The sequence below is a fragment of the Rhizobium sp. GW821-FHT14E12 genome (assembly GCF_058803745.1).
Window position 1 is genome coordinate 48514 of record NZ_JBXAPH010000009.1, and the last position, 21350, is coordinate 69863.

The 21350-nt window shown below is 61.3% G+C and carries 18 protein-coding genes and 1 riboswitch; of the genes, 8 read left to right on the top strand and 10 right to left on the bottom strand.

The genetic code is table 11. From position 1 onward, the window contains the following. Positions 1-33: 33 nt before the first annotated feature. The 3 genes from AC1RO0_RS25695 to AC1RO0_RS25705 form a co-directional block, all read right to left on the bottom strand. Positions 34-1863 carry an ABC-F family ATP-binding cassette domain-containing protein gene (locus AC1RO0_RS25695; protein ID WP_498595408.1) on the bottom strand — a complete coding sequence of 610 codons (1830 nt, stop codon included), beginning with the start codon at positions 1861-1863 and terminating at the stop codon, positions 34-36. Positions 1864-1865: 2 nt separating this feature from the next. Further along, positions 1866-2519: a thiamine diphosphokinase gene (locus tag AC1RO0_RS25700; protein WP_498595409.1), complete on the bottom strand. Its 654-nt coding sequence runs from the start codon at positions 2517-2519 to the stop codon at positions 1866-1868. 64 nt (positions 2520-2583) lie between these two features. Beyond that, positions 2584-3111 carry a MarR family winged helix-turn-helix transcriptional regulator gene (locus AC1RO0_RS25705; protein ID WP_498595410.1) on the bottom strand — a complete coding sequence of 176 codons (528 nt, stop codon included), beginning with the start codon at positions 3109-3111 and terminating at the stop codon, positions 2584-2586. Between the two features lie 217 nt (positions 3112-3328). Between AC1RO0_RS25705 and AC1RO0_RS25710 the strand changes: the two genes are divergently transcribed. From AC1RO0_RS25710 to AC1RO0_RS25730, 5 genes are all read left to right on the top strand, one after another. Beyond that, positions 3329-4864, top strand: coding sequence for an MDR family MFS transporter (locus tag AC1RO0_RS25710; protein WP_498595411.1), 1536 nt, complete (start codon positions 3329-3331; stop codon positions 4862-4864). A 71-nt stretch (positions 4865-4935) separates the two neighbouring features. Beyond that, positions 4936-5053, top strand: a riboswitch (TPP riboswitch). Between the two features lie 49 nt (positions 5054-5102). Then, positions 5103-6131, top strand: coding sequence for a thiamine ABC transporter substrate binding subunit (thiB, locus tag AC1RO0_RS25715; RefSeq protein WP_498595412.1), 1029 nt, complete (start codon positions 5103-5105; stop codon positions 6129-6131). A 7-nt stretch (positions 6132-6138) separates the two neighbouring features. Further along, complete coding sequence (thiP, locus tag AC1RO0_RS25720) at positions 6139-7779, top strand: thiamine/thiamine pyrophosphate ABC transporter permease ThiP (protein ID WP_498595413.1); 1641 nt, start codon at positions 6139-6141, stop codon at positions 7777-7779. Next, on the top strand, positions 7772-8500 hold the full coding sequence (locus AC1RO0_RS25725; protein WP_498595414.1) for a thiamine ABC transporter ATP-binding protein: 729 nt from the start codon (positions 7772-7774) through the stop codon (positions 8498-8500). The genes thiP and AC1RO0_RS25725 overlap by 8 nt, the downstream gene beginning before the upstream one ends. Positions 8501-8770: 270 nt before the next feature. Beyond that, the gene (locus AC1RO0_RS25730) at positions 8771-10303 is read left to right on the top strand and encodes a M48 family metalloprotease (protein ID WP_498595415.1); all 1533 of its coding nucleotides are present in this window, start codon (positions 8771-8773) and stop codon (positions 10301-10303) included. 255 nt (positions 10304-10558) lie between these two features. Here the strand turns inward: AC1RO0_RS25730 and AC1RO0_RS25735 are convergent, their stop codons facing one another. The 5 genes from AC1RO0_RS25735 to AC1RO0_RS25755 all read right to left on the bottom strand — a co-directional run bounded on the left by AC1RO0_RS25735 (position 10559) and on the right by AC1RO0_RS25755 (position 16961). After that, complete coding sequence (locus AC1RO0_RS25735; RefSeq protein WP_498595579.1) at positions 10559-11422, bottom strand: RNA polymerase factor sigma-32; 864 nt, start codon at positions 11420-11422, stop codon at positions 10559-10561. 418 nt (positions 11423-11840) lie between these two features. Further along, the gene (locus AC1RO0_RS25740; protein WP_498595416.1) at positions 11841-12413 is read right to left on the bottom strand and encodes a CarD family transcriptional regulator; all 573 of its coding nucleotides are present in this window, start codon (positions 12411-12413) and stop codon (positions 11841-11843) included. A 398-nt stretch (positions 12414-12811) separates the two neighbouring features. Then, positions 12812-13150 carry a ferredoxin FdxA gene (gene fdxA, locus AC1RO0_RS25745; protein ID WP_498595417.1) on the bottom strand — a complete coding sequence of 113 codons (339 nt, stop codon included), beginning with the start codon at positions 13148-13150 and terminating at the stop codon, positions 12812-12814. Between the two features lie 211 nt (positions 13151-13361). After that, the gene (locus tag AC1RO0_RS25750) at positions 13362-13766 is read right to left on the bottom strand and encodes an RNA-binding S4 domain-containing protein (protein ID WP_498595418.1); all 405 of its coding nucleotides are present in this window, start codon (positions 13764-13766) and stop codon (positions 13362-13364) included. Positions 13767-13769: 3 nt separating this feature from the next. Beyond that, a complete protein-coding gene (locus AC1RO0_RS25755) occupies positions 13770-16961 on the bottom strand; it encodes a helicase-related protein (RefSeq protein WP_498595419.1) in 3192 nt (1063 codons plus the stop codon). A gap of 1286 nt (positions 16962-18247) precedes the next feature. Between AC1RO0_RS25755 and AC1RO0_RS25760 the strand changes: the two genes are divergently transcribed. From AC1RO0_RS25760 to AC1RO0_RS25770, 3 genes are all read left to right on the top strand, one after another. Next, positions 18248-18403, top strand: coding sequence for a DUF3309 domain-containing protein (locus tag AC1RO0_RS25760; RefSeq protein ID WP_153369573.1), 156 nt, complete (start codon positions 18248-18250; stop codon positions 18401-18403). 47 nt (positions 18404-18450) lie between these two features. Beyond that, positions 18451-18705, top strand: coding sequence for a YMGG-like glycine zipper-containing protein (locus AC1RO0_RS25765; protein ID WP_498595420.1), 255 nt, complete (start codon positions 18451-18453; stop codon positions 18703-18705). 173 nt (positions 18706-18878) lie between these two features. Beyond that, positions 18879-19052 (top strand): hypothetical protein, encoded by a 174-nt coding sequence (locus AC1RO0_RS25770; protein WP_498595421.1) that lies wholly within the window; start codon positions 18879-18881, stop codon positions 19050-19052. A gap of 46 nt (positions 19053-19098) precedes the next feature. Here the strand turns inward: AC1RO0_RS25770 and phbB are convergent, their stop codons facing one another. Together phbB and AC1RO0_RS25780 are read right to left on the bottom strand one after the other, a co-directional pair. Continuing rightward, complete coding sequence (gene phbB / locus AC1RO0_RS25775) at positions 19099-19824, bottom strand: acetoacetyl-CoA reductase (protein ID WP_498595422.1); 726 nt, start codon at positions 19822-19824, stop codon at positions 19099-19101. A gap of 130 nt (positions 19825-19954) precedes the next feature. Further along, positions 19955-21136 carry an acetyl-CoA C-acetyltransferase gene (locus AC1RO0_RS25780; RefSeq protein ID WP_498595423.1) on the bottom strand — a complete coding sequence of 394 codons (1182 nt, stop codon included), beginning with the start codon at positions 21134-21136 and terminating at the stop codon, positions 19955-19957. Between the last annotated feature and the right edge of the window lie 214 nt (positions 21137-21350).

A 21350-nucleotide genomic window follows, 5' to 3' on the forward strand; every position in this document is an offset into this window, starting at 1 on the left:
AAACAGCGAGATGGGTGAGACGTCAGTGGCCCCTCAGCCTTCCAGCTCTTCGCGCAGCATTTCCAGCTCCAGCCATTCCTCTTCCATCTTCGTGAGGCTATCGCGCAGCTTTTCCATTTCGGCCGCCAGACGATTGAAGCTCGCCGGATCCTTGGTGAAGAGGTTAGGATCAGCCATCTTCTTTTCGCGGGCAGCAATCTCAGCCTCGGCCTTGGCCATTTCCTTCGGCAGGTTTTCCAGGGCGAATTTCTGCTTGAAAGAAAGCTTTGCCTTGCCCTTCGAAGCATCAGCGGCAGACGCAGACGTCCCGGCCGCCTTCGGCTTCTCAGCCGCCTTCTCCGCCCGCTTGCGCTCTTCCATCGCGCCTTTGCGCTGGACAAGCATGTCGGAATAACCGCCGGCATATTCGATCCAGCGGCCGTCCGGGTCATCCGGATTGGCCGGCGCGATGGTCGAGGTCACGGTACGGTCGAGGAAATCGCGGTCGTGGCTGACGAGAATGACGGTGCCGTTGAAGCCGGCGACGATCTCCTGCAGTAGGTCCAGCGTCTCGATGTCAAGATCGTTGGTCGGTTCGTCGAGGATCAGAAGATTGGTCGGACGCGACAGGATGCGCGCCAGCATCAGCCGGGCACGCTCGCCGCCGGAAAGATTCTTGATCGGCGTGCGAGCCTGTTCCGGCTGGAATAGGAATTCCTTCATATAGCCCGTAACATGCCGCTGCTCGCCATTGACCAGCAGGTTTTCGCCGCGCCCGTCGGTCAGATAGTTGGCAAGCGTATCCTCCGGATTGAGCTCCTCGCGCTTCTGGTCGAGGGTGGCGATCTCCAGATTGGTGCCGAGCTTCACCTTGCCGCTATCCGGCTTCAATTGGCCCGTCAGCATCTTCAGCAACGTCGTCTTGCCGGCGCCGTTCGGGCCGACGAGACCGATGCAGTCGCCGCGATGCACGCGTATCGAGAACGGCGCGACGATGACGCGCTCGTCATAGGCCTTGGTGATCTTGTCGGCCTCGATCACCAGCTTGCCGCTCTCCTGCGCATCGGCGGCAGCCGCCTGCACGGAACCCAGCGCGCCCCTATGGCCGCGATGGCGCGAGCGCATATCGTGCAATTCGCCGAGACGGCGCATGTTGCGCTTGCGCCGCGCGGTCACGCCGTAACGCAGCCAATGTTCCTCACGCTCGATCGCCTTGCCGAGCTTGTGCTGCTCCAGCTCTTCGGCTTCCAGCACCTGATCGCGCCAGGCTTCGAAATGGGCAAAGCCGCGATCGAGCCGCCGCGACGTACCGCGATCGAGCCAGACGGTCGCCGTTGAGACCTTTTCAAGAAAACGACGGTCGTGCGAAATCAGGACCAGGGCGCTGCGGGTCTTCTGCAACTCGCCTTCCAGCCACTCGATGGTCGGCAGGTCCAGATGGTTGGTCGGCTCGTCGAGCAGAAGAATATCCGGTTCCGGCGCCATAACGCGGGCAAGTGCTGCGCGGCGCGCTTCACCGCCCGAAAGCGTCTTCGGATCTTCCTCGCCCGTCAATCCGAGATGCGAGAGCAGATAGGTGACGCGATAGGGATCGTCGCCCGGCCCGAGCCCGGCTTCGGCATAGGCGGCCACCGTCTTGTAATCGCCGAAATCCGGTGCCTGCTCGAGATAGCGCACCGTCGACGACGGATGACGGAATACTTCACCGGACTGCGCCTCGACCATGCCGGCGGCGATCTTCAGGAGCGTCGACTTGCCCGAGCCGTTGCGGCCGACCAGGCAGATCTTGTCGCCCGGCTCCACCTGCAGCCCGGCGCCAGCCAGCAAGGGCGCACCGCCAAAGCTCAGGAAGATATCGTCGAGTTTCAAAATGGGAGGGGCCAAGATCAGACTCCGGTAAGATCATATGGGCGGGCAAGGACGATTGCCCTGCCGCTGCCGAGCGAAAAGCGCACAGCGCCTTCCGCAACATTGGAAATCGTGCGCGACGCCCCGAAGGGCAGATGGAAATCGCGCAAGGGATAGCGGACGTTATGAATGAACAGCCCCGTCAGATCGCTGAAACCAAGAACGGAAAACAGCGAACCCGCAGGCAGCGCCAGTTCCATATCGCCCGGCAGCAACGGCACCGCCTCTTCGTCGCCCGAGGTCAGCAGCACGTCGAAGCCCTTTTCGGCAAGCTGGATGCCGTAGAGCAGATGCTGGATCGCATGATCCGAACGCTCTCCGCCCATGGCGCCGACAAGGATCAGCCGCTTGGCGCCGCGATCGATCGCCTCCGCGATGGCGATCTCGCCGTCCGTCGCAGCCTTCGCCGCCGGATAGGGCTGCTTCAGTACATCGGGAAAGGCGCTGCGCAGGTCCGCTGGCGTCGAGTCGAAATCGCCGACCCAGAGCTCGGGCGTCGCATTCAGCGCCACGGCATGGCGCATGCCGCCATCCGCCGCGATGAAACGGCTGCCGGCCGTCTCGGCGCGCAACCGGTCCGTCAGGCGCAACTCGCCGCCAAGGAGGATGGTGAAGGTCGTGGATTGGCTCATGTGCCAAGCCCATAGCGCAAAGACATGTCCCTAGGAAGAGCGCTGTTGAGCGCCAAGCCGGCATTCAGTCGGCGGTTTCCTTGAGGCGCGTCTGAAAAGCATGCTCATAGCCGCCGATAAAACGGTCGAACAGATGCGAAAAGGCCTCGATATCCTCGGCCGACCAATCCGCAAGGATGCTTTCGATGAGAGCGAACTTCTGCGCCTGGATTTCGGCAAGCAGCCTTTGACCGAGCGTCGTCAGCACGACGACGATGCGCCGCGCATCGGCCTGCGATGCCTTGCGGCGCAGCACGCCGCGGGTCACCATCTCGGCGACGATGCGGCTTGCCCGCGAAGGGTCGATACGCAGGATCTCGGCGATCGCCCCGACCGTGACTTCACCGGACACTTCCGCCCGCCTGACGGCATCGATGACGTCAAGATGCGAAAGCTCCAGCCCCGGCGCAACGTTCTGGATGGCCAGCCGCCCGATCATGCGGCGGCCCGTCATCAGGCGCATACGCGTCATCACCTGGCCGATGCGCAGCAGGTTCTCGTCCTCAGGCAGCGGCGTCGTTTCAATTTCTCGTGTGGTCGTTGCTGATGTCATCCCGCCAGCATATCAAAGATGGGCCGATATTAAAATATGCAAACGGCATTCATCTGCCGTTGACAATTATATGCCAATAGCATATATATTGTCCTGCAACATGTTGCCCTCGAATAGCCTACCCGAAAGCAAGATGCTGCGGATTCAGGAACTGGAGCGACCCATGCCCGTTCGGTCGAACGCGCGGCACTCCAGGCAAGCTCGGATTTCTCGTTCCATGGACATGCAGACTACGCCCGCACCGCTCGTTGCGGATCACCGCCGCCGGCTCATCCTCTTTCTCTTCCTGATGACCGCCATGTTCATGGCAACGCTCGACAACCAGATCGTCTCGACGGCGCTGCCGACCATCGTCGGCGAATTCGGGCATCTGGAACGCTTCGGCTGGATTGGCTCCGCCTATCTGCTGTCCCTGTCCGCCGTCATGCCGGTCTACGGCAAGCTCGGCGACCTCTTCGGCCGCAAATATGTGATGATGACCGCGATCGCGATCTTTACCATCGGCTCGGCCGTCTGCGGTCTTGCTGTGTCGATGGATACGCTGATCGCCGCCCGCGTCCTGCAGGGCCTTGGCGGCGGCGGCATCCTGGTGTCGATCTTCGCCGTCAACGCCGACCTTTTCGAGCCGCGCGAGCGCGCCCGCTACCAGAGCTATTCCAGCCTGGTGCTGATGGCGTCGGGCGCCATCGGCCCGGTTCTCGGCGGCACGATGAGCGACCTCTTCGGCTGGCGCTCGATCTTCCTCGTCAACGTACCGATCGGCTTCATCGTCCTTGCCGGCCTCGCTTTCATGCTGCCCTACCGCAAGCCGGCCCGTAAGCCGAAGATCGACTATGCCGGCGCTATCCTATTAGCGCTCACGACCACCAGTATCGTGCTTGCCGCCGACGGCACCGAACTTTTCGGCTCGCTGCTGTCGCCGCAATGCCTTGGGATCATCGCCTTCGGTACGCTTTGCGCAATCGCATGGATCTTCGTCGAGCGCCGCGCACCGGAGCCGATTGTGCCGCTGACGCTGTTCCGCAACCCGACCTTCGGGCTGCTCTTGATCATCTCGATCACCAGCGGCGCAGTCGCGATCGGCATGGTCAATTATTTCGCGCTCTTTCTGCAAACGACAACCGGCCTGTCGCCGTCGGTGGCGGGGCTACTCTTCATCCTGTTGACCGGCGGCATCGTCTGCGGCTCGCTTTCGGCCGGCCGGCTGATTTCGGCGAGGGGCCGCTACAAGCCCTTTGCCATCGCCAGCGCCGCCTGCAGCACCATCGCCTTCGCAACACTGGCACAGGTTCATGCCGGCACGCCGATCGCCTTTATCGGCGCCCTGATGTTGCTGCACGGCATCGGCATCGGTCTTGCCCAACAGGTACCGGTCATCGGCATCCAGAACACCGCCGCCAGCCGCGATGTCGGAGCGGCCACCGGCGCCGTGACGCTGTCGCGCATGGGCGGCGCCTCGATCGCCATCTCCATCTACGGCGCCATCATCGCCGCCAAGCTCGGTAATGTCGGCGTCTCCATTCCCGGTGTTCCCAACATCAAGGAGCTAACGCCGAAGATGATGGCCGCCCTGCCGGACGCCACGCGCGAAGCGGTCGCCAGCGCCTATGCCAGTGCCTTCAGCCCGTTGTTCATGACGGCCGCCGCCATCTGCTTCATCGGCCTGCTGACCTCGATCACGCTGAAGAACGTCCAGCTTCCGAGCGCCGCCAAGAAGCTCGACAGCCAAGCCGCCGCTCACGCCGCGGAATAAGTCGCGCATCGCCGCAACCGACAAGAGAATCATCCCCCTTGTCATCCCTTCATCACGAGGCTAAATCTGCCAACGCTCTAACGGGGTGCCTTATGTCTTTCAAAGACATCTGGCTGAGAGGCCTTCACCGGTCAACCCGCGGAACCTGATCCGGCTAACACCGGCGGAGGGATTAGACGCGTGACGAAATCATAGCGCCCTTTTCCCGTTCAAGATGAAACCAAGAGGAGGCGCTGCCATGCCCAACCGATCGCTGATGACATTCTTTGCCGGGCTGGCTTTTGCCGCCGGCACCACGCTTCTTGCCGCGCAGGCCGCGGAGGCCGCCGACAAGACGCTGACCATATACACCTATGAAAGCTTCACCGCCGAGTGGGGTCCCGGCGCCAAGGTCAAGGCCGCCTTCGAGAAGACCTGCGGCTGCACGGTCAACTATGTCAGTGTCACCGACGGCGTGGCGCTGCTCTCCCGGCTGAAGCTGGAAGGCGCGGCCACCAAGGCCGACGTCGTTCTCGGCCTCGACACCAACCTCGTCAGCGAGGCCAAGGACACCGGCCTGTTCGACACCAGCGGCGTCGATACCTCGGCCCTCAAGGTTCCCGGCGATTTCAAAGACGATGTCTTCGTCCCCTACGACTACGGCCATTTCGCCGTGATCTACGACACCCAGACGATCAAGAACCCGCCAAAGAGCCTGAAGGAACTGGTCGAGGGCGATCCGTCGCAGAAGATCGTCATCGAGGACCCGCGCACCTCGACGCCGGGCCTCGGCCTGCTGCTCTGGGTCAAGTCGGTCTATGGCGACAAGGCGGCCGACGCCTGGACGAAGCTCAAGGGCCGCATCCTGACCGTGACGCCCGGCTGGTCGGAAGCCTATGGCCTCTTCACCAAGGGCGAAGCGCCGATGGTGCTCTCCTATACGACCTCGGCCGCCTATCACATGATCGAGGAGAAGACCGACCGCTATCAGGCCGCCTCCTTCTCCGAAGGTCATTACATCCAGATCGAAGTGGCCGGCCTGATCAAGTCGTCACCGAACAAGGATCTTGCCCGCGACTTCCTGAAGTTCATGGTCTCGCCCGGCTTCCAGGACACCATCCCGACCAACAACTGGATGATGCCGGTCTCGGCCACCTCCGAGCCGCTGCCGGATGCCTTCGGCAAGCTGGTCGTTCCCGCCAAGACCTTCCTGATGAGCCCGGACGAAGTCGAGAAGAACCGCAAGGCCTGGATCGACGAATGGCTGACGGCCACCAGCACCAACTGACGCCGACATGATACTGACGGCGCCCGAGAGACGACATGCCATTGCCGGCGGAGCATTCAGCCTCGCCGGCATCGCCGTCTTCATCGGTGTCGCCATCGTCACCCTGCTTGCCGCCGGCATCAGATCCGGCGACGGCAACCCGCTTGCCGACCCCTATATTCTCCGCGTGCTGCGCTTCACTCTGCTGCAGGCGACGCTCTCCACCCTGCTCTCCATCCTCCTTGCGATCCCGATCGCCCGCGCGCTGGCCCGACAGCCGCGCTTTCCGGGCCGGCTCTGGCTGATCCGGTTGATGGCCGTCCCCATGGGCCTGCCGGTGCTGATCGGCGCGCTCGGCCTGCTCGGCATCTGGGGACGCCAGGGCATCATCAATCAGGCACTGACGAGCCTCGGCCTGTCGCAGCCGGTCAGCATCTACGGGCTGACGGGCATTCTGCTCGCCCATGTCTTCTTCAACCTGCCGCTGGCAGCCCGCCTGATGCTGGCCGGGCTCGAGCGCGTGCCGGCGGAATATTGGCTGATGGCCAGCGGGCTTGGCATGCGCCCCGGCTCCGTCTTCCGTTTCATCGAATGGCCGGTGCTACGCGGCCTCATTCCCGGTATCGCCGGTCTGATCTTCATGCTCTGCGCCACCAGCTTCACGCTGGTGCTGACGCTGGGCGGCGGTCCGGCGGCGACCACGATCGAGGTGGCGATCTATCAGGCGCTGCGCTTCGATTTCGATCCCGGCCGCGCCGTCACCCTGTCCTTGCTGCAAATCGTCGTCACCGCCGCCATTCTCGGCGCCATGACACTGATGCCGGCACCGAACGATCACGGATTGACGAGCGGGCGCGCAACACGGCGGATCGACGGAACATTGCCCGCCGCCCGATGGATCGACGGCGCGCTGCTGCTGCTTGCCGCCCTGTTCATCGGCCTGCCGCTCGCCTCGGTGGTCGTTACCGGTCTCAAGGCCGATCTTCTGAAGCTCGTCACCCAGACGATCTTCCTACAGGCGACCGCAACGAGCCTTGCCATCGCCCTCGCCGCCGGCCTTCTGGCGGTGCTGACCTCTTTTGCCATTGTCCGTGCCCGCTCGACCATATTGGTCGAGCGCCGCAAAGCATCCGGCCTGCGCGGGCTGGCCATCGGTTTGAGCGGCACCTCCTCACTGGTCCTGCTGGTGCCGCCGATCGTTCTGGCGACCGGATGGTTCCTGGCGCTGCGGCCGCTCGGAGATCCCGCCCGCTTCGCCGCACTGCTGATCGTCGCCATCAACGCCCTGATGGCGCTGCCCTTCGTCATCCGCGTCATCGAACCGGCCTATATCGTCCATCGCCGCCGCACCGAACGCCTCGCCGCGAGTCTCGGACTTCAGGGTATGGCACGGCTACGGCTGATCGACTGGCCCGGCCTGCGTAAACCCTTCTTCACAGCGCTTTCCTTCGCCATGGCGCTATCGCTCGGCGATCTCGGCGCTGTCGCTCTTTTTGGCTCCGACAGCCTGATGACGCTGCCATGGCTGGTCTACAGCAAGCTCGGCAGCTACCGCACCAACGATGCCGACGGGCTTGCTTTCATTCTGGGGCTGGTATGTCTTCTGCTGACCATCGCCGGTACGGCCGGACAGGGCAGGCATGAAGACGAAGGCAGGCGGAATGACTGACGGGCAAGACATGGCGGAATGGAGCATTGCGATGACGGGCGTCGAGCTGCGGCTCGGCACGCATGATTTCCGCTTCGACTGCGATCTGCCGCAGGGCAAGATCATCGCCATCACTGGCCCTTCCGGATCGGGAAAATCGTCCTTCCTCAACCTGCTCGCCGGCTTCGAGACGCCGGACCGTGGCCGCATCCTGCTCGCCGGGCAGGACGCAACAGGCCTGCATCCCTCAGAGCGGCCTGTGTCGCTGGTCTTCCAGGACAGCAACCTCTTCGCCCATCTCGATCTCTTCACCAATGTCGGGCTCGGCATCAGCCCATCACTGAAGCTTTCGACGGAGGACCGGAAACGCATATCCGAGGCGCTTGCGCGCGTCGGCCTTGCCGGTTTCGAGCGGCGCAAGCCGGGCACGCTCTCGGGCGGCGAACGGCAACGCGCCGCCTTTGCCCGGGCGCTGGTGCGCGACAAGCCGATCCTGCTGCTCGACGAACCCTTTGCCGCGCTCGACCCCGGCCTGCGCTCCGGCATGGCCGAGCTTCTGGCCGCTCTTCACCGCGAAACCGGCAATACGGTGCTGATCGTCTCTCATGATCCCTCGGAAGTCCGGCGTCTTGCCGATCACGCAATCTTCATCGACGGCGGTACCATCCGGCTTGCGGGCCCCATCGACCGCTTCCTGGAGCACGACGGCATCCCGGCGCTGATCACATTTTTACAACATTAGGCGCAATGCAGCATTTCAGCGGCGATTTCGCCTTAATTTCGTCGCGGCATCCGGCTGAAAGTCCTCGTAAATGCTTGCCAAAATACAACGCAGTCACATTTAAGCGGAGTCTCGCTATGCAACGGCTGCCGAAATCGGCTACAGCAAAAGCTTGGATCATCCGGTCGAACTCAGGTCTGATCGCGATGGATGCAATCTTAAACGACACACGGCCATGATGGGCCGGGTCATGATCAAGCAAGTTTGGCGCCCAGCCGGTATGGCAGCGAAATGAGTGGGATACAGGCACTGAAGCAGAGCAAGAACGCGGGACGAAGGATCAGTGCGACTACCGCGGCCCATGCGCGCCGCTTCGCTCTCGTCCTTCTCGCCGCGACGGTGCTTAACAGCTGCCAGTCGGTGATGGACCAGTCCTATCAGCCGAACGTGTCGCCTTCCGCCAATCCGCAGATCGTCTCCGAAGTGCAGAAGAACGATCCGCGCGCGCAGATGGGCGCCCGTGAGCATCCCCGCATTCTGGCGAGCTACGGCGGCGAATATAAGGACGCCAAGACCGAGCGCCTTGTGGCCCGCATCGCCGGCGCGCTGACCAGCGTTTCAGAAAACCCGCAGCAGTCCTACCGCATCACCATCCTGAATTCGCCCTCGATCAACGCCTTTGCGCTGCCCGGCGGCTATCTCTACGTCACGCGCGGCCTGCTGGCGCTTGCCAACGACGCCTCGGAAGTCGCCGCTGTGCTGTCGCACGAGATGGCGCACGTCACCGCCAATCACGGTATCGAGCGTCAGAAGCGCGAAGAGGCCGAGGTCATCGCCAGCCGCGTCGTTGCTGAGGTCCTGTCGAGCGATCTGGCCGGCAAGCAGGCGCTTGCCCGCGGCAAGCTGCGCCTTGCCGCCTTCTCGCGTCAGCAGGAGCTGCAGGCCGACGAAATCGGCATCCGCACACTCGGCCAGGCCGGCTACGACCCCTATGCCGCCGCCCGCTTCCTCAATGCGATGGAAGACTATAGCCGCTTCATGACGGCCAATTCCGACGCCGACCAGAGCCTGGACTTCCTATCGAGCCATCCGAGCACGCCGCAGCGCATCGACCTTGCCAAGGCACATGCCCGCGAATTCGGCGAGGAAGGCAAGGTCGGCGACACCGGACGCGATTACTATCTCAACGGTATCGATGGCCTGCTCTATGGCGACAGCCCGGAGGAAGGCTATGTGCGCGGCCAGACCTTCCTGCATGGCGGGCTCGGCATCCGTTTCGACGTGCCGCCCGAATTCCGCATCGACAACAAGGTCGAGGCGGTCATGGCGACTGGCCCCGGCGACATCGCCGTCCGCTTCGACGGCGTTGCCGATAGCCAGAACCAGAATCTGACGAATTATATTTCCAGCGGCTGGGTCACCGGCCTCGATCCGACATCGATCAAGTCGATCACGGTCAACGGCATGGAAGCGGCAACCGCGCGCGCCTCGGCCGACCGCTGGGATTTCGATGTCACCGTCGTGCGCGACCGCGCGCAAATCTTCCGCTTCCTGACGGCGGTGCCGAAGGGCAGCATCACCCAGCTCGAGCAGACGGCCGATGTGCTGCGCTCAAGCTTCCGGCACATGACGCCGGAGGAAGCCTCGTCGCTGAAGCCGCTGCGCGTGCGCGTCGTTACCGTCAAGGCGGGAGACACCACGACTACGCTCGCCGCCCGGATGATGGGCACCGACCGCAAGCTCGATCTGTTCAAGCTGATCAATGCAATGCCGACCGGCGCGTCGATCGCGCCCGGCGACAGGGTCAAGATTATCTCTGAATAGGCAATTTCAGGAAAAGCGTGCTGCGGTTTTCCGTCCGGATTGCATCAAAGCAAAAAGATGGAGCGCTTTTACGCTACCGTGAAGCGTTGAAACGCTCAACAGAAAAAGCGCCTTCGCCCCAACGGGGAGAAGGCGCGCGGCATGCGCAGGCCGCTGGGCATCAGTCTGCCCCCAACCTGCGCCAAAGGCGTCGGAAACGAACGCTCCTCGTCCCGTTACCGCCCCCGGCACCCTCTCCCCGAGGGGAGAAGGATGTCACGCATAGCTTGCCATGCGTGGATCGGCATCGACCAGGGCGCTGCGGAGCTTCTCCATGGCGCGGCTTTCGATCTGACGGACGCGTTCCTTGGAAATGCCGAGATCGGCGCCCAGCTCCTCCAGCGTCGCGCCATCCTCCACCAGGCGGCGCGCGCGGATAATCTTCATTTCCCGTTCGTTCAGATGCTTCAGCGCGGAAGCAAGCCAGACGCGGCGGCGTTCGCCGTCGATCATGTTGGAGACCTGCTCGTCCGGCAAAGGCTCGTCGCTGATCAGGAAATCCATGCGCTCGGCACTTTCGGCGTCGCCGGATATCGACGGCGCCTGCAGTGAGGCATCATTGCTGGAAAGACGGGCGTCCATGGTCTGCACATCGACGAGGCTGACCCCGAGGGCGACGGCGATTTCCTCATGGATGGATTGCACCGTCACGTTGGTATCGCCCCTGGCGAGCTTGGCGCGCAGGCGGCGGAGATTGAAGAACAGCGCCTTCTGCGCCGAACTCGTGCCACCGCGCACGATCGACCAGTTTCGCAGGATGTAATCCTGGATCGAAGCGCGGATCCACCAGCTTGCGTAAGTGGAAAATCGCACCTCCCGCTCCGGCTCGAACCTTGCCGCCGCCTCCAGGAGCCCTACATAACCTTCTTGTACAAGGTCGCTCATCGGCAGGCCGAAATTGCGGAATTTCCCCGCCATGGAGATCACCAGGCGCATATGGGCGGTGGCGATTTTGTTGCGGGCGCCACGATCTTCGTGGTCCTTCCAGCGGATGGCAAGATCGTGCTCTTCGTCACGGGCGAGATAGGGAGCCGCCATCGCGATCTTTATCATGCGCCGATCTGCAGACATATTCTTCATATGCATCATGTGCATCTCCCTAAATTCGGCCTCAAAATCATCTTTGTGCCGCGGGTCGACGAAAAAGGCAGCAAACATCGTTTCCGAACATTGCTGCGCGGATGAAAAGCTATGAATGGAATGCAATTGGAGACCGATGTCCGAATAGCCGGACGGTCGGCTACCGGTCTAATTCAATGTCATCGAAACAACCTGGCGAAGGAAATGCCTTTAGATCGCCGGGAAATTTCCTGTCAAAATGCATCGGCCGGTCCTCATGAGCGTCAGGGGGGAACGGCTAGTCCGAGAAATCACTCCACGAGAAAAACTCACACCAGCCGCAAACACCAGGCCTAAACGCAGCAGACGGCAAAAGGTTCCAAAGAAAAAACCCGGCACGATGGCCGGGTTTTTTGGATGTGGTATTTTGGCTTTCGACCTATGCGGCCTCGTCCTGAGATTCGTCTTCGTCGACGAGCTTGCCGCGCTTCGGGCCTTTGTTCAGATTGGTCTCGACCAGGCGGACAGCCTCGGTTTCGGACATCTTGTTGACGGCGGCAATTTCGCGCGCCATGCGATCAAGCGCAGCCTCATAGAGCTGACGTTCGGAATAGGACTGCTCCGGCTGGTTCTCGGCGCGATAAAGGTCGCGAACCACCTCGGCAATGGAAATCAGATCGCCGGAATTGATCTTGGCATCATATTCCTGGGCGCGGCGCGACCACATGGTACGCTTGACGCGGGCCTTGCCCTGGACGACCTTCAGCGCCCGTTCGACGAAATCCGTCTCGGAAAGCTTACGCATGCCAATGCTCATGGCCTTGGCCACAGGCACCTTCAGACGCATTTTGTCTTTTTCGAAGTCGATTACAAAAAGCTCAAGCTTCATGCCTGCGACTTCTTGCTCTTCAATCGCGGTGATCGTACCAACGCCATGAGCGGGATATACGATCGATTCACCAGTCTTGAAGCCATGGCGTGCTGCTGAAGGTTTTTTCTGCTGGGTCGTCATTCTTTTCAAAAACTCCCTGTTACGCACCCGGTGAGGGCCGGGGCCGGGTCAGTCAGGCCCGGATGAGACGGAAGCACCGTCGGGGTGACTTCATTCTGTTCCAACCATACGCATAAAAAAAGAAATCCGTTCATCGCGATCCCCGACCCGACAACTCAAATCGTTGATATGTCAAGGAAACCGCGTACGGATTGGTTGTTTGCTTTCGTGATGGTTCAGGGCATGCGGAATGCCACAGTGGATCAGTGTGAGGAAGCTATCATAAAAATCTGAGGAAATCAATAATTTGCTTTACACGCGACCAAACGGCCACGTTGACCGCTCAGCAAGCCAACGGCGATGATTCGTCTCGATGACTACCGACTACACCCTTATCGATTGCCTGTCACGGCCTTCGATCAGTCGCCGGAACCGGGATTGGCCGAGAAATACTTCTCGAACTTACCCTCTTCGCCATCCAATTCCTTGGCCTCCGGCAGCGCTTCGCGCTTCACCGTGATGTTCGGCCAGATCGCCGCGTAGTCCGCATTGATCTTCAGCCATTTGTCGAGGCCCGGCTCCGTATCGGGCTTGATCGCCTCGGCGGGACATTCCGGCTCGCAAACACCACAGTCGATACACTCGTCCGGATGGATGACAAGAAAATTCTCACCTTCGTAGAAGCAGTCGACTGGGCAGACTTCCACGCAGTCGGTATATTTGCAGCGAACGCAATTGTCGGTCACGACATATGTCATGAAGCACTCCAGGAATGACTCTCATTTTCCGTGGACGGGCAACCTGGAACGTCGCGCCTTTCCCCCGGAAGCCGGAACGGACAAGCGGATGTGCTGAGCACAAGCATGCCGCCCGGCCGGATTACCAACGGGTTGACCGTCAGGTATCCACTTTGACAGCCAATTTCAAGGATAAACAATCCCGAAAAATCCCAGAGGGCGACAGAGTTTTCTATTCATCGCCGGAAGTGAGCCGATCGATGGCGCGCCGTTCGCGTTTCGTCGGCCGTCCGCTGCCCGGCGAACGCAGCGCTTGCTCGAATGGCGTGAAGCGTTTTGTCGGGTCCGGCGGTGGCGTCAGATCCTCGTAAAGCAGCTTCGCTTCCTCGAAAGGACCCCGGCGATCACCTGGGAGGCGCACGATCAGGATGACGTCGCGCCGCTCCATCGACAGCTCGATGCGGTCGCCCGCCTTGATGCCATGGCTCGGCTGCGTGATCCGCTCGCCGTTCACCCGCACATTGCCCTTCTGGACGTAAACCTGCGCGAGCGAACGGGATTTCAGCATACGGGCAAAGAACAGCCACTTGTCGATGCGCTGGCGCGAACCGGAAGATGGCTGCTTTTCGTCCGTCATGGCCTACTTCTTCATCTGCTCCTTGAGCACCGCGAGCTTGGCGAAGGGAGAATCCGGATCGATCGGCTTTTCCTTGCGCGGCGGCTTGGCTTCGAAACGCAACGGTTGCGGCGCACCGCGATTGTTGCGGTCGTTCCGGTCATTGCGATCGTTACGCTCTTTCCGTTCGCCACGATCCTGACGGTCGCCGCGTTCGGGGCGGTTGCCCTGATTCTGAGGACGGCCGCCATCGCGGTTGTTGCCACGCGGGCCACGATTGTCGCCACGGGCTTCGCGCCCTTCGCGATTGCCTTCGCCGCTCGGCTGCTGCTCACCGCCGCTATTGTTGCGGCGATTGCCCTGATAACCGCGTGCCTCGCCCTGGCCCTGCTGGCCGCGGCGATCGCCCTGGGCGCGTCCACCCTGGCGCTGCTGGTTGTCGTTGCGTCCGCCAAGACGCCAAAGCAGAACCGGCTTCGGTTCGACCGGCTCGGCAGCGGCCGCGTCGGCAGCATCAGTAACAGAAGCTTCCACAGGTTCAGCGGCGGCGACAGCCGGCTCCGCCAGAGCTTCCGTGACAGCAGCTTCAGCGGCAGGCGCTTCCGCGGCGGGAGCTGCGACCTCGGCAACGGTTTCGCCTTCCGTGGCCGGCTCATCGCTGGCGCCATCGGCGTCGTCGTGATCGGCGGCAACTTCGGCAGCCTGCGCCGCCGGAGTCGGGGCCGAGGAGGCATCCTGCTGTGCGAGGTAGGCCGTCGCGTCCTCTGCCTTCACGGCATCGGCGCGATAACCGAGACCCTTGAGGATCTCTTCCATGTCTTCCAGCGTTGCGCCGAGGATGGAAAGCATCGCCGTCGTCGTCGTAAAGCGGCGGCCGTCATACGCGCCTTCCGGACGCGACGCCTGCCCCGGCTTCCACTGCAGCAGCGGACGGATGATATCCGCCAGGCGCTCGAGGATGTCGATACGCACCGCGCGCTTGCCGAGGAAACGGAAGCCGGCGAGCTTGTAGAACGTGCGCTCATAGGTCGGATCGGTGACGACGGAAGTCCGGCCGGCGGCGAGCACCGGGATCAGGTCGCCATAGCCCGGCTTGTCGAGGCCGTCATTCTTCAGCGCCCAGAGCAGGCTGATGAGCTCGGCGGGCGCCGGCTTCAGTAAGGCCGGTACGAAAATATGGTAGGCACCGAAGCGAACGCCATAGCGACGCATCGAGGCACGCCCATCCTGATCCAGCGACTTCACCTCTTCGGTGACATCGCGGCGGAATAGAACGCCAAGGTTTTCGACCAATTGGAAGGCCAGCCCCTTGGCCAGCCCCTGCAGGTCCTCGGCGCGCGACAGATCGTCGAGCGGCTTCAGGACCGTGCTGATATGATGGTTCACGAAGCGCTCGATGCGCGCGGCGACATGATCGCGTGCATTGCCCGTCAACTGCTCGTCGGCGAGCAGGATGACCCGCGGCCGCATGATGTGATCGCTACCCGACAGGCGCGCCACGGGATCGCCGAGCCAACGGACGAGACCGTCCGCGCTGATCGCCAGATCGCTGTTGCCGGCCGCATGCATCCGAGCGGCGCGCGCCTCGAATTCCAGCGCGAGCGCCTTTAGCGAGGCGGTCTGGACTGCCTTGGCGTCCGGCCCCTCGGTTCCCGAGACCGGCGTAAACCGGAATCCGGTCAACTGTCCCACATGATGTCCCTCAACGAAGACATCCCCATTCACACTGATTTCAGCTTCCAGCATCGCATTCTCTCTCAGGCGCTTCATGAGCACAGATGTCCTGCGATCAACAAAGCGGTTCGTCAACCTTTCATGTAACGCGTCGGACAATCGATCCTCGATTTCCCGCGTCTTTTCTTGCCAGTGTGTCGGATCGGCAAGCCATCCGGGCCGGTTCGACACATAGGTCCAAGTTCTTATCTGCGCGATTCGCGCCGAAAGCGTGTCGATCTCGCCATCCGTCCGATCGGCGCGGTGCACCTGCTCGGCAAGAAACTCCTCCTTCACCGTGCCATAGCGCACGAGGTCGGAAAAGAGGGTAGCGATAAGATCGGCATGCTGGGCGGGCGTAATACGCCGATAGTCGGGAAGCGCACAGGCTTCCCATAATTTTTCGACCCGCGCCGGGCTGCTGGCGAGATCGGCAGTTTCCAGATCGCGCGACAGCGCTTCCAGCGCTTGTTGATCAACCGCCGGCAGTGCCCGCGTCAGGCCCGGTACGCGGGGCGCCTCCTCAAGGCTCGCGCGGAGCGAAGCGATCGACGAAAAATCGAACTGCTTGGTGCGCCACTGTAGCACCTTAACATTATCGAACTCATGACCCTCGATGCGCCGCACCAGCTCGTCGTCGAAGGGATCGACCTGGCCCGTCACGCCGAAGGTGCCATCCTTCAGATGGCGACCGGCGCGGCCGGCGATCTGGCCAAGCTCGCCCGGATTGAGGTTGCGGAACTGATAGCCGTCGAACTTGCGGTCCTGGGCAAAGGCAACGTGATCGACATCGAGATTGAGGCCCATGCCGATCGCATCGGTCGCCACCAGATATTCGACGTCACCGGCCTGATAGAGCGCCACCTGGGCATTGCGGGTGCGCGGGCTGAGCGCGCCGAGCACGACGGCCGCCCCACCGCGCTGGCGGCGGATAAGCTCGGCAATGGCATAGACCTCGTCGGCGGAAAAAGCGACGATCGCGGTGCGTTGCGGCAGGCGGGTGATCTTTTTCTGGCCGGCATAGAAGAGATGCGACAGGCGTGGCCGCTCGACGACGGTGATCCCCGGCAGCAATTGTTCAAGGATCGGCCGCATCGTTCCGGCGCCGAGCAATAGCGTTTCGTCACGACCGCGCAGATGCAGGATGCGGTCGGTGAAGATATGGCCGCGCTCGAGATCGCCGGCGAGCTGCACTTCATCAATGGCAACAAAGGAAGCGCGGGTCTCGCGCGGCATGGCCTCGACGGTACAGACCGAATAGCGCGCATTGGGCGGCGAAATCTTCTCTTCGCCGGTCACCAGCGCAACATTCTGCGCGCCGACCTTCTCGACGACACGCGTATAGACCTCGCGCGCCAGCAGCCGCAGCGGCAGGCCGATCACGCCGTTGCCGTGCGCCACCATGCGCTCGATAGCGTAATGGGTTTTGCCGGTATTGGTCGGTCCGAGCACCGCGGTTACGCCGCGTCCGCTCAGGATCATTGGCTGCGAGGTCTGAGTCATAGGTCCGTGCATGGGCGAGAAACCACTGTCTTACGATCAGCAAGCTCCCCAGGGAAGAGGAGAAGAGATGACGACCATATGTGACAAAGGCAAGACCTGAATCAAAAAACAACCGCCGCAACATTCGATTTCATAAATAACAAGCTCAACCAAAAGCTACATTATCGCTACATCCCAGGCGAGTCCCGACGAGTCCGGAACAGCTTGAGAACGAATCGGCGACGAATCGCTGACTCCGATGAGTTCCTATTTTGTTCACTACAACATATGGATTTCGATTCCTAGAGTCCCACCAAATGCTGAATCGTCTTTTCACCCGCCTTTTCCATGAAAAGGGAGTCAATCGGTTATTCGGCAGGGATCGGGATTACCTTGCGAAACATGATTAACCATTTGTAAATATGGCGACTTCCTTTGCGAATCCAACTCAGGAAAGCGCCCCGTTAAGATTCGGGTCAAAGCCGGAACGAATCGGCGACGAATCACCGATTTCTTCGGATTCCGCCTTTGTTCTCCACAATATCTAGCGCATTTACGGAGGAAACGCACAGGACTCCGGATGGTTGAAGCGCAGAATCGGCCCGAATCGGGGATTGCAATTAACCTTTAAGCGAAGTCGAATAAAATAAATCAATAAATTCCCGCAGGAATTGTATCCGTTAACACCTCGATCAAAGCCGGAACGAATCGGCGACGAATCGCTGATTCCACCTCGTATTCTATTTGTTCACGGCTACATCTAGCGATCGGATGAGGAAGCCGACCCAGATGGAGAATGGGCTGACGGAGTGGACGAGCCCGAAAGCGTGCGATCTTAACGATTTCGATCGATGGGGCACCACCTTGCGGCGATCGGGCCAATACCCGCATGCCCGAAGGCAGTCATCGCTCTAAGGCCCAATCGCTCGCCGGCGTTAACCAAAGCCCAAATGCAGAACGAATCGCTGACGAATCGCGGACAGGCCCATCTTCCCGTTTCGTTCACCGCAACATATTGTATTTAAATAAATTTTTAACCATAAGAAGAGGTCGTCGAACGGCATTTTCGCACGCGCAACGCGCTGCTCCGTTAACCTTTTCACCTCGACCTACCGGCGCGTCCTAACACCGGCGGTTATTTCTGAGCCGGAACAATTTCGCCCGGCGCGAGTTTCTTCGGGTAGCGAACACGGTGCGCCGCCCGTTTGGTATAAACGAGGTAAATGGGCGCACCGTTTGAAGCAACCGCTGGGGCGAAGTCTCACTCCAGCGGAAACTTCAAACGCTGGACGTGGAGGAAATAAGCCATGCTTGGTACCATTTTACTCGTAATCGTGATTCTCATGCTGATCGGTGCATTCCCGAGCTGGGGTTACAGCCGAAGCTGGGGATATGGTCCATCCGGCGGTCTCGGCCTCGTTCTTGTCATTGTTCTCATTCTATTGCTGATGGGCCGGATCTGATCGGGCTGATAACGTTGAAAACCTCGTCATACCAGGGAGCAAATACCATGAAGAAAATCATCGTCGCGATCGCCATTGTTGGCGCGCTCGCCTCATGCAGTGCCACGGAGAGAGGCACGGCCATCGGCGCCGGAACAGGCGCGCTCATCGGCGGCGTTGCCACCAATAGCTGGGGTGGTGCTGCAGTCGGCGCCGTGGCCGGCGGTGTTGTCGGCAACCTCATCGGCCGCTCTCACGAGCGCCGCGGCTATTGCATCTATCGCGACCGCTATGGCCACCGTTACGAGGCTCGCTGCCGCTAAGCCGGTGACAGGCTAAGACAGATTTCCGACCGGTCGTCAGCACGTTGTTAACGACCGGTCGCGAAGATCAAATCGTCATGCAGAAAACTTCGAACCGGCATATTTAGGCGAATACAAGCACCCGCGCCGATCGCGTAGGGATGGGTCAACGTTTTTGAAAAGGGACGGACACCATGATTGCAATCATCGCAGGCGTCGCAGCATTTGCTCTCGTCGGGACCAGCCTCATCGTGCTGATCCACGCCTCGCGGGCGCATGACAGGGAAATGCGCCGGATGGTGTTCAAGCCCGTCATCCTGGAATTCAAGCCCAGGCAACAGCGCTCCAGGAATTCAGGCCGGAACTGATTGCCGGACACTCCCGACAATCAGCCAACACATCGATCCTATAGGCTCAAACGACGAACTGGCCGCCGTTGGCGCTGATCGTCGATCCCGTGATGAAACCGGCATCATCGGCGGCGAGGAAGACGACAACGCGGGCGATCTCCTCCGGCTCACCCAAGCGTCCCACGGGGATCTGCGGGATGATACGCTCATTCAGCACCTTTTCCGGCACCGCCAGCACCATTTCCGTGCCGATATAGCCGGGGCAAATGGCGTTGACGGTGATGTTCTTGGCCGCCCCTTCCTGCGCCAGCGCCTTGGTGAAGCCGAGGTCGCCGGCCTTGGCGGCGGAATAGTTCGCCTGGCCCATCTGGCCTTTCTGGCCGTTAATCGACGAGATATTGATGACGCGGCCGAAGCTGCGGTCACGCATGCCCTGCCAGACGTGATGCGTCATGTTGAACAGGCCGGTGAGGTTGGTATTGATGACCTCGTTCCATTGCTGCGGCGTCATCTTGTGGAACATGGCGTCGCGGGTAATGCCGGCATTGTTGACGAGGATCTCGACCGGACCAAGCTCGTCCTGCACCCTGGCGATCCCCCTGCCGCAGGCCTCGTAGTCAGTCACATCCCATTTGTGGACGGAAATGCCCGTCACCTCATGGAAAGCTCGCGCTTTCTCCTCATTGCCGGCATAGGTCGCCGCAACGCGGTAGCCCGCATTGCGCAACGCCATCGAAATGGCCGCCCCGATGCCGCGCGTACCGCCTGTCACCAACGCCACTCTGCTCATGGTCCACTCCCCTTTGTTGCTGCGAAGACTGGACGACCGATCCTCAGGTCGCCCGCCCCGCCTTCATCGTTTCTTCTGGAAAACCTGGCTCAAAACCGCTTTGCGCGGCCCTGGGGATACGCGAAACGCCTCAAAATGCCTCGAAGCACATCGCCACGCCCATGCCGCCGCCGATGCAAAGCGTGGCAAGGCCCTTCTTGGCGCCCCGGCGCTTCATTTCGAACAGCAGCGTGTTGAGGACGCGGGCGCCGGAAGCGCCGATCGGGTGGCCTATGGCGATCGCGCCGCCATTGACGTTGACGATCGACGTATCCCAGCCGAGATCCTTGTTGACGGCGCAAGCCTGGGCGGCAAAAGCCTCGTTAGCCTCGACGAGATCGAGTTCGCCGACCGACCAGCCTGCCTTTTCCAGCGCCTTGCGCGAGGCCGGGATCGGGCCGGAGCCCATGATCTTGGGATCGACGCCCGCCGTTGCCCAGGAGACGATGCGAGCGAGCGGCTGGATGCCGCGACGCGAGGCTTCCGCCTCGGACATCAGTACGGTGGCAGCCGCGCCGTCGTTGAGGCCGGAGGCATTGCCCGCCGTTACCGTGCCATCTTTGTCGAAGGCGGGGCGCAACTTGGTCATGCCGTCCAGCGTCGCGCCATGGCGGATATATTCGTCGGTATCGACGATGATGTCGCCCTTGCGGGTCTGGATCGTGAAGGGAACGATCTCATCCTTGAACCGACCGGCCTTCTGCGCGGCCTCGGCCTTGTTCTGCGAGGAAACGGCGAACTGGTCCTGCTCCTCGCGCGACAGCTGCCACTGGCGAGCGATGTTTTCCGCCGTGATGCCCATGTGATAGCCGTAGAAGGCGTCGGTCAGGCCATCCTTGATCATCGTATCGATCATCTTCATGTCGCCCATCTTGGTGCCGGCGCGAAGATGCGCTGCATGCGGGGCCATCGACATGGACTCCTGGCCGCCGGCAACGATGATCTTGGCGTCGCCCGTGGCGATCTGCTGCATGCCGAGCGCGACGGCGCGCAAGCCCGAGCCGCAAAGCTGGTTGACGCTCCAGGCGGTCGCCTCCTGCGGGATGCCGGCCTTCATCGCAGCCTGGCGGGCCGGGTTCTGCCCTTCGGCCGCCTGCAGCACCTGGCCGAGAATCACTTCATCGACGTCCCCAGCTTCGATACCGGCGCGCTCAAGCGCGCCCTTGATGACGGCAGCACCAAGCTCATGGGCCGGAACAGCGGCAAAAGCGCCATTGAAGGAACCGACAGCGGTGCGGGCAGCACTGGCGATGACGATGGATGGATTGCTCATGGAAGCCTCCTCACAGGATGAACATATATGAGGCGAAACTGTCAAAGCTTTGCGCCCGAGTCAAACTGCAAGACGGCGGTTGCCCATATTTCATCCAGCCGTCACCACCAACGAAAAATACAACCAATAGAAAGGGCTTGCCGCATCGCACAAAGCGATTGTCACCAAGCTTCTTTTGCGTCTACACTTGGTAATGGAGGAGTATTCCATACAA